The following is a 13,921-nucleotide window of genomic DNA, read 5'->3' as shown; positions in this document are numbered from 1 at the left end:
AAAATGAAAACTAATTTAATGATTCTTCTCGTTGCAATTTTTAGTATGGCATGTTTTGCCGGTAACGCACAGAGCAATAAAAAAACTAAAATTCTTTTTGTATTAACATCCCATAATAAACTTGGGAATACCGGTAAGCCAACCGGTTTCTGGATCGAAGAGTTTGCGACACCGTATTATTATTTTACGGATAAAGGATACGAAGTAGTTGTCGCTACACCGAATGGGGGACAGGCGCCGATTGATCCAAAGAGCAATGAACCTTCCTTTCAAACGTCATCTACAAAAAGGTATTTTAATGATGCAGTGACCCAGAAGGTATTGGCTTCTACCAAAAAGCTTTCAACAATTAAACCGGATGATTTTGTTGCGGTATTCTATCCTGGCGGTCATGGCCCTATGTGGGATCTGGCGAATGATAAAAATTCTATCCGTTTGATTCAGCAGTTTTATGAAAGCAAAAAGCCTGTAGCCTTTGTATGTCACGGTCCGGCAGCTTTGGTTAATGTGAAAGATAAAAAAGGGAATTATCTCGTGAATGGAAAGAAAATAACCAGCTTTTGCAACACAGAAGAAGATGCGGTACAACTTTCAAAAATTGTTCCTTTTCCATTGGAAAGTAAGTTAAAAGAAAGAGGAGCGATTTATGTGAAAGGAGCTGACTGGAGTTCGTTTGCAATCGAAGACGGTAATTTAATTACCGGTCAGAATCCTCAGTCGTCGGAACTGGTTGCAGAGAAACTTTTAGGACAAATTAAAGGCAACTAAATCAGTATTTATGTTTCAGCAGGATATACAACAGATTCAGTCTGTTATTACCAATTATTTTGAAGGTATCTATTATGGAGATATCGATAAGCTGTCGTCTGCGTTTCATCCGCAATGTTTATTGATCGGAGATATCAACGGACAGCCTTATTTCAAGAGCCTCGAGGAGTATCTGCATGGTGTAAAGAACCGGAAAAGCCCCTGTGATTCGGGCGAGCAGTTTCAAATGAAGATTTTAGGAATTGAAGCAGTCAATGATATTGCCAGTGCAAAACTCCATCTGCCGATGTTGGGATATAATTATTACGATTATATGTCATTAAGCAGAATTGAAGGTCAGTGGAAGATCGTCAATAAAATTTTTACAAATGTGGGTGTGGGTACGCGGTAAATATGAAACCCGGTTGGCAATTGCTGCCGGGTTTTCATTTTTTTATGCAGTAGTGAGACCTTCAGTGGTCAATCCTTCAACCGGTAGAATGAAAAAAGCAGTGGAAGTACAGGTGTTTACATGGAAATGGTTGTTGATTCTATTCTTCGTGGTTGTCATCAATGAGGACAGCCATGGGCAGCAGTTGTCAATCAACAAACTCGGGATTGTTTGGCAGGATAGCCTGCAGTGGAACTCGTTCGCGGCATTTCCTGCAAAAGTTAAACTCGCTATTCTTGTCGGAGATCCACGAAAGCCGGCACCTTACCTGGTGCGGGTAAAAGTGCCGTTGAATGAAAAGATTATGCCGCATAAACATCCTGAGGACAGAGTCTATACGGTGATTTCGGGCGTCTTTTATATTGGAATAGGAGAAGTCTTTAATGAAAGTAGTTTACAGGCTTATCCTCCGGGAGCTGTTATTGTATTACCTGGTAATACGCCGCATTTTCATTGGGCAAGATCAGGTGAATATATCACACAGGTTTATGCAATAGGTCCGTTAGGTCTGGAGTATATCGACTCTAAATATGACCCAAGGGTTACTTCAACAGAAAAACATGATGAATAGAAAAAAAGATATAGCCCCCGTTTTAAAAATTCAGTATCCCCTATTGCAAGGGCCCTTTGGTGGAGGTTTGTCTTCGTCCAGACTTGTTGCTGCTGTTTCCAATGCAGGAGGTTTGGGAGGGTACGGAGCATATCAATTGGAACCACTGCAAATAAAACAAGTGGTAAAAGAAATAAGAGCACTTACAAATAAGCCATTCAATATTAATTTATGGGTCAATGATGCAGATGCAAATGCGAGTGACTTGAATGATGTAGAGTTTGAACATGTTGCTGCGTCATTCAAACCTTATTTTGACGAATTGAATATTCCGCTTCCTTCGAAGCCACAGAATGCTGCCAGTAAATTTGAAAAACAGGTTGAAGTGCTGTTGTCACTGCAGCCTGCCGTTTTCAGTTTTGTTTTTGGAATTCCATCAAGGGAAATTCTCAACGAATGCAGAAAACGCCAAATCACAACCATTGGTGCGGCAACAACACTTGATGAAGCCATGGCTTTGGAAGATGCCGGTGTCGATCTGATCGTAGCTTCAGGTTTTGAAGCGGGAGGTCATCGCCCCTCATTTATACAAACACCGGAACTGTCCTTGCATGGAACATTCACCTTGGTGCATCAGTTGTCTTCAAAAGTGAAAGCGCCTGTGATCGCAGCGGGTGGCATAGTAGATGCTAGAAGTATCAAGGCTGCATTTAAACTGGGCGCATCCGGTGTTCAGATCGGTACTGCATTTTTAGCCTGTGAGGAATCAGGAGCATCAAACGAATACAGGGAAGTGCTTTTTTCAGATCGTGCAAAATATACGTCACTTACAAACGTATTTACCGGAAGACTTGCAAGAGGTATCAGTGGTCGTATTGGAAATGACTTGCGTGATGTTGCGGAAGTACTTCCATTTCCTTTGCAATCAGTTTTTTTATCTCCTCTCCGAAAAGCCGCGATTGAACAGGGGAGGATGGAAATGTTGACTTTTTGGGCCGGACAAAATGCCTTGTCTGTGAAACATAAAACTGTACAGCTTTTATTTAAATCGATCATTGAGGATATGCAATGGTAAGTATGAACAACTAAGTGAGGGGCTTCGGTACTGGCAGCCATCACGTTAGTTGTATTGGATGGTTCATCAGAATGAATGATGATACACGAATATGAATAATTGTTTCAGTTATTATTCTGTTTAGAAACTAAGAAAACAGTGGCATACATGTACAAGATCGTTATTAGTCGAATGCTATATCTTATTGTATTCTTTTTTTGCGGAGGTTCAACGCAGTCTCAGAACAGGCTTTCCAAAAATGAAATAGGCTTGAATTTTTTTCGAAATCCTTCCATTGGACTGGAGTATAGGTATCGTGCCTTTTCAGTTCACAGTGGAATCTATGTGACAAATTTTGAAAGGAACAGAACCTGGAGGTTTTTTAAATCCGGTCTTACTTTCTGGTTCTTACCGGTCGGTAACAGCGTGCATCCTTCTTCTTTTTATGTCCAGTTGAATTTTCTGCGAGGATTAAATTTGGATTACAAGAATAGACATGCATTTTCTTCTGACATTGGCTACAGGTTAATGCTTCTCAAAGGGTTGCAGGCAAGGCTGGGAATAACTGGAATTATTGCAAAAAATAAACCTGTAAAAATTAATCCAACTCCATCCATTAACTATTCTTTCTTTTTTTAAAATGATGCGGATACAAAATAGAAACACAGGCCTGCTCTTTATTTGTGGAAGTTTGCTATTACTCGTGCCCTACGGCATCTTAAGTCTTCGATTTGGTTATCCTGAAATTTTAAGGCAGGATGCCGGAGAAATCCTGGGCATTTTTTACAATAGTGGTCCTGTTTTACTATTGACCTGGCTGGCTTTTGCCTTGGTAGGTTTTCCCCTGATCATCGGATGTCTGAAACTGGGTCAGGAATTAGAAAATGAACATCGTGCTGTCCGTTGGAGTACAACTGTCGGAGTGATTGGGTTAACTGTTCAGATGATCGCACTGTTACGTTGGGTATTTGTCGTTCCTGTTTTGGCTGATGCGTATGCTACAGGTAATGAAATGACAAAAGTGGCCGCCGTGCTTTCGTTTAAAACCCTTCACCAGTTTGCAGGTGTGTTGCTTGGTGAGAGTATTGGTCAGCTCTTTACTGTGATCTGGACGTTCACCATAAGTCTTGTTTTTATGCAATTGCGATTGTTCCCGAAATGGTTGTCATGGCTGGGACTGATCAGTTCAGTTATTTATTTTTCTGCGCAAACAGAGTTAATCCATACGGTCATGCCGGAAATTCCTGTCATTCAGTACGCGGGTTTGGTCGGAAGTACACTCTGGTTGATATGGTTGTTGCTTTTAGGGACCATGCTGCTTCAAAAAAAGCTGTAGCATATTAACGCGGAAAGCTGTTGACAAACCCGCACTGTCAACTCTTTGAAGAGAGATCGTAAGGCTTTTTAAGAGCATGAACGAAAAATTATGGGGCGCTTTTTAGAACAGACAATGAAAATATACGGTGTAAGTAAGCATCGTTAGCAGACAGTAAATTGAACAGTTAAAAATAAACGAATGTATATACCCAAACACTTCTCAGTAGATGACAGTAATCAGATACTGAGTTTTATTAAACAATATAGTTTTGCTTCAATCATCTCTTTGCAGGATAAGCTGCCTGTTGCTGCTCATCTGCCTTTTATTGTTGAAGAAGAAGATGGTCATTGGAAATTACTTTCACATTTTGCAAAATTGAATCAACAATGGGAAGCGATTGAAAACCAGATTTCGCTGGTAATATTTTCAGAGCCCCATGCCTATATATCTCCGGTTCATTACACTTCCGCTTTGAATGTTCCGACATGGAATTATGTTGCTGTTCATGTTTACGGAGAGGTGCAAATTATTCGGGAGCAAAAAAGAGTAGAAGAATTATTAATGAAAACGATTCAGCACTTTGAACCGGGTTATCTGCAGCAATGGAATGGTCTGCCTGATAAGTTCAAACTAAACATGCAAAACGGAATCGTTGCTTTTGAAATGCACATTACACAGGTACAGGCAAAATTCAAATTGAGTCAGAACCGGACTGAAGTTGAACGAAAGGCAATAAGTACAGCGTTGAAGTTCAGTGAGAAGTCTGTAGAAAAGGAACTTGGTATGTTGATGAAACATAATGAAAATCATTAAAGAGAATGTCATGTATATCAGACACTGCTGTACGCTTTTTATCCTTCTTTTAAGTTCTGCTGTTTGCTTCGGGAAGAACGTCTTGAAAAATAATGATCAGGGTTTGGCAGTCGTGCAGAGCTGGTTCAATGCCTGGGAAACAATAAGCAAAGATATTTGCGAGGCAGATCGGCCAGCCAACGTTGATTTTGTTTTTTTTGATGATTCGCTTGTATACTCTACTTCAACAGTAACCATCAGCAAACAGACTGGGTTTAAAGGTCCGGGATTTAAAAATCAACATTTAATCTGGTTTGTTGAGCCACATCATGATGTTATTTTATTGCCGGATGGTCAACAGATTAAACCTTCCATAATGGCTTTTGCATCCACAGTTGATTCGGGTTCTGAACAAACATATTTTGTTATGCCCCTGCCAAGTTTTTGGAAAAACGCAGGGGTAGAAAGTAAGGAACTGGGAATCGATAATCTGTTAGTAGGAATTTTTTTACATGAGTATTCCCATTCTCAGCAAATTAGAATTTATGGAGAACAGCTTGCATTGATGGAGGATAAGAAATCACATCTTTATCCAATCACTGATAATATTGTACAAGATGTTTTTGAATCCGATAGTGCTTACTGCAAGGCATTTACAATCGAGGTGGATCGTTTTTATCAGGCGGCGTTGTCAAACTCCCCAGGCGAACGTGATGAAAAACTGCAAACAGCATTAATCGTATTTACTGATCGGCATAATCGTTGGTTTGTAAACAATTTCACTTTTTTAAAAGAAGCAGATAAACTCTTTCTTACGATGGAAGGATTGGGACAATATATGATGTACCGGTGGCTGATACATAAACAGGGAGCTAATTTACCGGAGGATCTTGCACTTAAAGGAGTTCGCCGGGGTGGAAAAAAAAGGTCACAGGAACAAGGGGTAGCGCTTTTTTTAATTCTGGAGAAAAAGATGAAGGGGAAAGAATGGATGAGTAAATTTTATGGGAACAGAATGGAGGATATTATCAGTGTGCTACAAAAGGAAGCCAGGTAAATGCATCCTCGGTTTCAAATACAGTTATGAAGTAATGTAGTAAGCTGCTTAAAAATAATAAAACTTAACGTACAATGCACCCGCAATTAGCAGAAGATCTCGCAACCATTGACTCGCTTTTTGAGACTGTAAAATTACAGGGACTTGATTACCTGCAGCAACTTTCTCAACGGCCGACTACAGCTGTTGCTGTGGAATACAGTCAGAACTTGAGTGATGAAGGCGTAGGCACACTGAAAGCACTGGAATTATTTAATAGGCAATTTGAACCTGTGATTATCGGTTCGTCAGGGCCCAGGTTTTTGGGTTTTGTTACCGGTGGTTCAACCCCGGCTGCCATTGCCGGAGACTGGCTTGCTTCTGTATATGATCAGAATACGCAAGCGACCAGTGGACAGGGGGATATCTCTGCCATCATCGAAAAGGCAACGATCAATTTATTATTAGAACTCTTCGGGCTTCCCAAATCGTTTCTCGGCGGATTTGTAACCGGAGCAACGATGTCTAATTTTACTTGCCTCGCAACAGCCAGACAATGGGCAGGTAAATGTCAGGGAAAAAATATTGCTCAAAACGGAATTACTCAAGGCCTGCATGTTTTATCAGCGAATGCACATTCCTCCATTCTGAAATCCATGTCAATGTTAGGGATTGGCAGTGCCAATATTTTAAAAGTTGAAATGGAAGAAGGAAACAGGGAGAGTATTGATCTGTTCGATCTGGAAAATAAAATCGCACTTTTGAATGGACAACCTTTTATGCTGGTCTCCAGTGCTGGTACAGTGAATACCGTTGATTTTGATAATTTCAAAGCGATAGCTGCATTGAAAGTGAAGTACAATTTTTGGTGGCATATTGATGCTGCTTTTGGAGCCTTCGCAGCCTGTTCGCCTCAATACCGTGAATTACTGGATGGTTGGGAATACGCAGACAGTATCACCATTGATTGTCATAAATGGCTCAACGTTCCCTATGAAAATGCTGTATTTTTCATCAAAGCACAACATCAGCACCTGCAGGTGGAAACCTTTCAGAATTCCAATGCGCCTTATCTTGGTTCATTGACTGATCAGTTCAGTTACTTGAATTTTCTACCGGAGAATTCAAGACGTTTGAAGGCACTGCCGGTCTGGTTTTCGCTGACTGCATATGGGAAAAACGGATTTCGTGCGATTGTTGAAAATGCGGTTGATATGGCGCGTCGTTTAGGTGAATTTATTTCATCATCTGAGCAATTTGCATTGCTGGCACCTGTGCGTTTAAACAATGTTTGTTTTACTTTGAAAGATAACGGTGACCCGGAATTGGTCGCTGTATTTTTAGAACAATTGAACAGGACGGGAAAGGTTTTTATGACACCCACTGTTTATAAGGGGGAAAAAGGCATCAGGGCTTCTTTTGTCAACTGGCGGACATCGATACATGACCTCGAAATAATTACTACGACAATGATTTCAATAGCCCGTTCTATCAACAATTGAACTTAATAAATAGACCTAAACCGGAATATTCAAACTAAGCAGATATTTTATGAGTAAGCTATCAGATATTTTGAAAAGCTGGAATCGAGTTGCAAGACCATTTCTTCAGTTACATGGTTTTAAACAATATGGCAAAGATGGATTTGGCAGGATGACACATGATCAGGTTTTTCAGTTTTTTATTTTTAATGTGCATCGGCACACCCATACATTCACGCTGGATATCAGTATCCGGCCTATGTACTGTGAAAATCAAAATTACCTTGTACTTCGTCCAGGTAACCGATTGGGGAAATTGGCGACAAAAAACGGATTGGATACCTGGTGGCCGAGTGATACCGATGAGGTGACAGAAAAAAGTTTGACCGAAGTACTCCGGCTTTTACAGGAATCTGTATTGCCGTTTTATAACAATACAAGGACTTCTGAAGAGATCATCAAGTCGTATCAAAAGAATTTTTTTGGAAAGAATAAATTCGGTGATCGGGTAAGTTGGGGATCGCCTGGCTATGAATGTTTTGATTTTGGATATATTTATCTGCGGGCAGGTGCATATGAAAAAGCGTTAAAGGAATTTGAACGGTGCTCGAAATTTGTTTCCGAATCCAATTATGAAAGTGAACGTCAGCGAAATGAAAAATATCTGAAACTGATAGAGCTTTGTAAAACGGGGAAACAGGATGTAAATGCATACTTGCAAAACCAGATACAGAACAGTCTGTCTAATTTAAAACTTGCGGACTGGCTGTTTGCAGATATCTATAAAGCAATTGCCCGTTATTTTCCTGCTGCAGTTGAACAGGCCGAAGTTGAACATCTTTTACAGTCAATCAATCAAGCGGATATTACAGTCGGAAAGGATCAGTTAGCCCGAAGCATATTGATTATGGCAGATGGAAACCTGCATGAACTAAGGCGGCTGTTTGATACTGGGTTTTTAGGTGATCCAAGAGATGTTATCATGATTGCTACGGGTAAAACAAACAACAAAAGTGATTCCAGTGCACCTTTTGATTATTAAACCTGTGACGGTTTCTTTTTGTAAATAGTTTATATGCTTTAATATGATCCGATACTGGATTTTTATGACGTTGTTCAATATCCATTATGCCACTTTGTACGCACAGGATTTTTTACCTGATGCCAAGGTTATGCAAAATAAAAAAGTCAAAACTGTAACACAGTTTGATTGTGATTCGACAGGTAACAATTGTTTTATCCTTAACCGAAAATACTACGACAAACTTGGGCAACTGTATCTTTCAGAGGATTATGCACAAGGGCAAGTTTATCTGACTACAACCTACAGTTATTTTCAAAAGGATAAAATCGATACGGTTTTTCAGACAGTTCAAGATCAGGAAAAAAGACCGGTAGTCATTTATGTCTACGATGCAGCGGGAAACAAAGTCGAACAACTGCAATATTCATTGAACACAGAACCGGTATTAAGAACGGTTTACAGCTATAACAATGCCCAACAAGTGCAGACGGAGATTGTAAAACAGGGGCAAAAAGCAATAAGCGAGAAAAAATTTTTCTACGATACCTCCGGTAATGTCAGTAAAACCATCGAGAAATATTACCCGGATGGGTTGCCAGAAACGATTCTGTTTTTTTACGACCGGTTAAACAGGTGTTCAAAAATTAAATACAGCGATCGGGAAGAAGAGTATTTCTATGACAATGAAGCTAATCTTGTGAAAATAAATTTTCTTGAATATGGTACCAATAGCCGTGAAGTCAGTCTGCTGAACTATTCGGATCAGTTGTTGATTTCTTCTAAAACGTTTCAACATAATGACGTCCTTTTTTATTTCAAGTATACCTATGAATTTTATTGAAGCGCAGACTTCTTTACCGATGACGTATATGCGATTGGTCGTTCAGTTGTATTTGTTGACTGTCTCAATATTGTATAGTTATGCCTAATATGGAAACAACATCACAGCAAAGCAGAAATGTACAAGTCAAATGTTTATTTGTCCATTTTCATTGCGGTTGAAATTGTGAAAATTTATGCACGATACTAAACGTTTATTTGGTGACTTGTAGCGTATGACAACACAGACACGGAACTTGAAATTAAAGGGTAGAGAAATTGTTGTAACAATATTTCAGTCTGATGCACCTGTTTGTAGTATTGTGCTTGCCGGTGCAGCCGGCGTGGTACAGGATTATTACCGGGATTTCGCAGACTGGTTGAGCCGTCAAGGATGTGTTGTAGTGACTTTTGATTATTCAGGGATTGGAAAATCTTTAAAAGGCAGTCTTAAGTCCGTTAATAGTGATCTTTTGCATTGGGCTGAAGAGTTAGATGCCGTTATTCAGTTGGGGAGGGACTTAAGCCCAACATACCGGGTAATGGTAATCGGTCACAGTCTGGGCGGACAATTGATCGGATTTTCAAAACGTAGTTTGCAATGTGAAAGGATCGTATTGATTGCGGCTCAATCCGGATATTGGCGTCATTGGAAAGGTTTGAAGAGGATCCGCATGTTCTTCACCTGGTTTTTTTGGGTTCCCCTTGTTACGTATAGCAAGGGTTATTTTTCGGCCATTGGTTATTCAAAAATCGAAGATCTTCCGGCTAATGCGGCATTACAATGGGCAAAATGGTGCAGGCATCGTCATTATTATTATTGTGATAAGGATAACTTTAAAAATTACTTCAAATATTTTATGGGTAATATCATCGCAGTATCATTTACTGATGATGATTATGCACCTCAAAATGCAACTGACTGGCTTTCCGATCAGTATTCGGCAGCAGTACTGTCGAAGTTGCATTTCCATCCAGCTCAACTGCAAAGTAAAAAGATCGGTCATTTTGGTTTTTTTAAGCGTGGCAATGAACGAGTATGGCCGCTTATCATGCATTCGTTTTTTCCTTTGAATATAGGATCGTAAACACCCATTACGTACTTTCTTTATTCCAGGTGATTTGTAAGATAGCTGTAGCTGCGTATATTATTGGTTGAGGGTATGAATTATACAAGCTAAATGTCTTTTTGTCCATTTTGATTGATGTGCTTTTCATTGATTTTTGTTTAAAAAACATGAGTCAATTTTCTAAATTTTTTCTGTGTAGTATATTTTTTATTTGTGGCATTGTTTCTTGTAAGAAAAAATCAAATTCTGTCTATCCGCATACTGTTTCGATACAATACAGAATAACGCCATCCTCAGGGATTTCCCAGGCAACAAGTGTCATTTATGCAAATGAAACAGGGGGTTTAACAAATATTTCTAATCAGAATTTGCCATTTTCCAAATCTTTCAGCAGAGCAGTTAATAGAGGTAATGCCTTGACGCTGCGTGGAGACGCTTCAGGAACCGGAAGTTTGAAACTTGAAATTCTTGTTGACAACAGTGTCGTGAAGACGGCAACGTTTACAGGTAGCTCTGTAATAACAGGACAGATATCGTATCAATTTCAATAGCTGAAAGATCATAGCAAATCACGCCGTGCGTTTTCTCTCAATGAAGAAGCATGAGCCTGCGTTGCTTGTGATCTCCGGTTTTTGTTTTGGTTGATGAGATATAGGTAACGTTTGAGGTAAGAGTTAAACAGAAAGACCACGTGCTGTTGATTGTTGACGGGAATGAATGGTGTCGTATACCCTTGCAAAACGTGCGCTGCTTTTTTAATATCGCCGGGACTAATTGGTCGATGACTTCAATTGTAAGGATGCGTTGATTGTAGATGCATGCAATGCTGAAATTCTGTAAGAGCCAATAAGTATAAGATCCGATTCATGCTTGAACGATCGGAACGCTGGACAATAAGATTCAATAATAAATCTTCTCATAATTATGCGTAAAATAGTACTAACCATCACGGGAATTCTTTACTGCAGTTTGACAGTGTTTTCTCAAACCAAATATTATGTCGATGCAGGAAGCTTGAACAATAGTGGTGCGGGAACTAGCTGGGCAACGGCGAAAAAAGATTTGCAGGCAGCGATCATTGCTGCTGCATCAGGAGATCAGATCTGGGTGAAGGCGGGGACTTATCTGCCAACACATGATGCATTCGGCAGCACTACACCTGCGAACAATCGTGATAAATGTTTTCTGCTCAAAGAAGGGGTGAAGCTGTATGGTGGATTTGCCGGTACTGAAACGCAATTGAATCAACGTAACTGGAAACAAAATGTCACCATACTGAGCGGAGATCTGGGGGTTGTCAATACACTAACTGATAATGCCTATCATGTTGTGCTCAGTGTAAATCTTACCAGTGCGTCTGTATTGGATGGATTTACAGTGACAAAAGGCTATGCAACTGCGCCCGGTCTGTCAACCATTACGGTAAGCTCCCGTGTGCTTGCCCGCTTTAAAGGTGCCGGTATTTACAATTCGAATGCAGCAACACAGTTTGCCAATCTTACTGTCACGCAAAACAGTGCAGATTGCACCGATACCAATGACGATTCCTGGGGTGCAGGGATGGTCAGTGAGATGTCCACTTCAACCTTTACGGATTGTTTATTCCTTTCCAATTCTTTTTTAGCAGGTGGTGGAAGTTTTGGTGTATTTGGTGCGGGGTTATTGATCTCCGGTACGCCGTCGCAGACCTTGACACGTTGTGTGTTTGCCAACAACTCCGGCGGGTCAGGATTCTTTGATGGTTCACGTGGCGGAGGCTTGTACATCGATGCCGGCGCACACACGATCAGTAATTGTATTTTTTATGGGAACAGTTCGGACAATGGTGCTGCAATGATGGCCGGTGGAGCAGAATTCAATACGTCAAGTTTTGTGAATTGTACGTTTGCCAATAACACCTCCCGTTTTGCCGGAACAGCCTATTCTGGTTTTACAGATGCGGTATTCCGCAATTGTATTTTATGGAATAATACTCCAACGAGCACCAGTGTTCCGGGTCGCAATGAAATCTATAGTTCGGAAACCCGTTCGCAATACTGGCCCACGTTTAACAATTGTATCATCCGTGATGCTTCGGGATCTCCATTGAGTGTAACCAACACTGTTACCAGTAATGTACTCAATGGAAATCCCCTGTTTGTCAATTATAATGACGGAGACGGAGCGGACAATATCTGGGGTACAGCTGATGATGGCCTGCGTTTACAATGCAGCTCGCCGGCCGTTGGTGCAGGAACGGGCAGTACACCGACGACAGATTTTTTGGGATTGACCAGAACAGCTACGCTGGATATCGGAGCCTATGAAGGTGAGCATGCCAACAGTTCCGTCAATCCGCTGGCAACTGCGCAAACAACCGTACAGCTTGCACTGACCGGTACAGGAGTCACCAATTTTTCAAACTGTTCGAATCTTGTAGCCTCCGTACAATCGGGATCACCTTACACCGTGAGCGGAACCGTTACTGCAACCGTCTGGATACAGGGCACACAGCCTTCGGGTTATGTACGCCGGCATTATGAAATAACACCGGCAACCAATACCGCAGCAGCAACTTCAAAAGTGACCTTGTATTTTACACAGGCTGACTTTGATGCATTCAACAACCAGGTACCTGCACCTTCTTCTAAATTACCGATGAACAGTGCGGATGCAACAGGTAAACAGAACCTGCTGGTGGAAAAAAGAGCAGGGGTTAGCAGTAATGGTACAGGTTTACCGTCGACCTATACAGGAGCGATCACAACGATCAATCCCAATGATGCGGATATTGTATGGAACGCCACGTCATCCCGTTGGGAAGTGTCCTTTGATGTAACAGGCTTCAGTGGATTTTTTGTCAAAACAGTATCGGCCACACTGCCGCTTACGCTGGTTGATATCAATGTCAACAGATCAACAGATTGTAACCGACTCGAATGGGTAACAAAAGATGAAGTAAATACCGGTTTCTTTATCGTGGAGGCCTCAACAGACGGCATCTTGTTTTCAAAAAGAGGAATCGTGGATGCGGCGGGAGCAGGTAATCATTCCTATCAGTTCTCCGATTGCAGCATGCTTGAAGGGATCCGGTATTACAGACTTAAAATGGTGGATAAGGATGGAGAAATCTATTACAGCAGAGTAGCAGTGTTACCTGCTGAAAAAAATGCAAAAGCAATAACGCTTTATCCTTCTTTGGTAAGCGGTCAGTTGACCATCGAAATTGATGATCCAGCCCTGGTGAACACATGGGCTACTTTACTTGATCTGTCAGGCAGAATCTACAGGCAAATACACATACGAAGTCGTCAGAATACTTTGCAAACGGATTATTTACAACCGGGGGTATACTTTATCCGTTTCCGTAATGGTGCAACAGAAACATTTATAAAACAATAAAAAAATCTGCTGTTTAGGGTTCAGTAGTATGCAGTCATGCATAATCAGGATAATTCAATATTGCCTATGCAGGTGAATGATGTTGGTGAACTGTATCACTCTTCCATGTTGAATGAAGTGAAGGGTCACCAACTGTTCATCCTGTTACTACGGATTCATTGTAATGAAACAGGTAATTGCAGTCTCACTTTCTTGTAA

The 13,921-nt window shown here is 40.8% G+C and carries 13 protein-coding genes; all 13 read left to right on the top strand.

Annotated elements, in window-relative coordinates:
- Window positions 1-3: 3 nt before the first annotated feature.
- Window positions 4-768 carry a type 1 glutamine amidotransferase domain-containing protein gene (locus IQ13_RS04790; protein WP_144884905.1) on the top strand — a complete coding sequence of 255 codons (765 nt, stop codon included), beginning with the start codon at window positions 4-6 and terminating at the stop codon, window positions 766-768.
- A 10-nt stretch (window positions 769-778) separates the two neighbouring features.
- Window positions 779-1,159, top strand: a complete 381-nt coding sequence (locus IQ13_RS04785) for a nuclear transport factor 2 family protein (RefSeq protein ID WP_144884904.1) — start codon at window positions 779-781, stop codon at window positions 1,157-1,159.
- The gene (locus IQ13_RS21460; RefSeq protein ID WP_199758169.1) at window positions 1,137-1,769 is read left to right on the top strand and encodes a cupin domain-containing protein; all 633 of its coding nucleotides are present in this window, start codon (window positions 1,137-1,139) and stop codon (window positions 1,767-1,769) included. The genes IQ13_RS04785 and IQ13_RS21460 overlap by 23 nt, the downstream gene beginning before the upstream one ends.
- A complete protein-coding gene (locus tag IQ13_RS04775) occupies window positions 1,759-2,823 on the top strand; it encodes an NAD(P)H-dependent flavin oxidoreductase (RefSeq protein WP_144884903.1) in 1,065 nt (354 codons plus the stop codon). The genes IQ13_RS21460 and IQ13_RS04775 overlap by 11 nt, the downstream gene beginning before the upstream one ends.
- 619 nt (window positions 2,824-3,442) lie before the next feature.
- Window positions 3,443-4,138, top strand: coding sequence for a DUF4386 domain-containing protein (locus tag IQ13_RS04765; RefSeq protein ID WP_199758168.1), 696 nt, complete (start codon window positions 3,443-3,445; stop codon window positions 4,136-4,138).
- 180 nt (window positions 4,139-4,318) lie between these two features.
- Window positions 4,319-4,933, top strand: coding sequence for an FMN-binding negative transcriptional regulator (locus tag IQ13_RS04760; RefSeq protein ID WP_144884902.1), 615 nt, complete (start codon window positions 4,319-4,321; stop codon window positions 4,931-4,933).
- Complete coding sequence (locus tag IQ13_RS04755; RefSeq protein ID WP_144884901.1) at window positions 4,920-5,969, top strand: glycosyltransferase family 29 protein; 1,050 nt, start codon at window positions 4,920-4,922, stop codon at window positions 5,967-5,969. The genes IQ13_RS04760 and IQ13_RS04755 overlap by 14 nt, the downstream gene beginning before the upstream one ends.
- Window positions 5,970-6,043: 74 nt before the next feature.
- On the top strand, window positions 6,044-7,450 hold the full coding sequence (locus tag IQ13_RS04750) for a pyridoxal phosphate-dependent decarboxylase family protein (protein WP_144884900.1): 1,407 nt from the start codon (window positions 6,044-6,046) through the stop codon (window positions 7,448-7,450).
- A gap of 70 nt (window positions 7,451-7,520) precedes the next feature.
- On the top strand, window positions 7,521-8,471 hold the full coding sequence (locus IQ13_RS04745) for a hypothetical protein (RefSeq protein ID WP_144884899.1): 951 nt from the start codon (window positions 7,521-7,523) through the stop codon (window positions 8,469-8,471).
- A 64-nt stretch (window positions 8,472-8,535) separates the two neighbouring features.
- Window positions 8,536-9,294 carry a hypothetical protein gene (locus IQ13_RS04740; protein ID WP_144884898.1) on the top strand — a complete coding sequence of 253 codons (759 nt, stop codon included), beginning with the start codon at window positions 8,536-8,538 and terminating at the stop codon, window positions 9,292-9,294.
- A 235-nt stretch (window positions 9,295-9,529) separates the two neighbouring features.
- Window positions 9,530-10,360 (top strand): alpha/beta hydrolase family protein, encoded by an 831-nt coding sequence (locus IQ13_RS04735; protein WP_158637313.1) that lies wholly within the window; start codon window positions 9,530-9,532, stop codon window positions 10,358-10,360.
- A 149-nt stretch (window positions 10,361-10,509) separates the two neighbouring features.
- On the top strand, window positions 10,510-10,893 hold the full coding sequence (locus IQ13_RS04730) for a hypothetical protein (RefSeq protein ID WP_144884896.1): 384 nt from the start codon (window positions 10,510-10,512) through the stop codon (window positions 10,891-10,893).
- 373 nt (window positions 10,894-11,266) lie between these two features.
- On the top strand, window positions 11,267-13,723 hold the full coding sequence (locus IQ13_RS04725) for a right-handed parallel beta-helix repeat-containing protein (protein WP_144884895.1): 2,457 nt from the start codon (window positions 11,267-11,269) through the stop codon (window positions 13,721-13,723).
- Window positions 13,724-13,921 lie beyond the last annotated feature (198 nt).

Source organism: Lacibacter cauensis, assembly GCF_007830055.1.
Classification (GTDB): Bacteria; Bacteroidota; Bacteroidia; order Chitinophagales; family Chitinophagaceae; genus Lacibacter; species Lacibacter cauensis.
The sequence above is the reverse complement of the archived record's forward strand: the minus strand, read 5'-3'. Positions and strand labels throughout refer to the sequence as shown.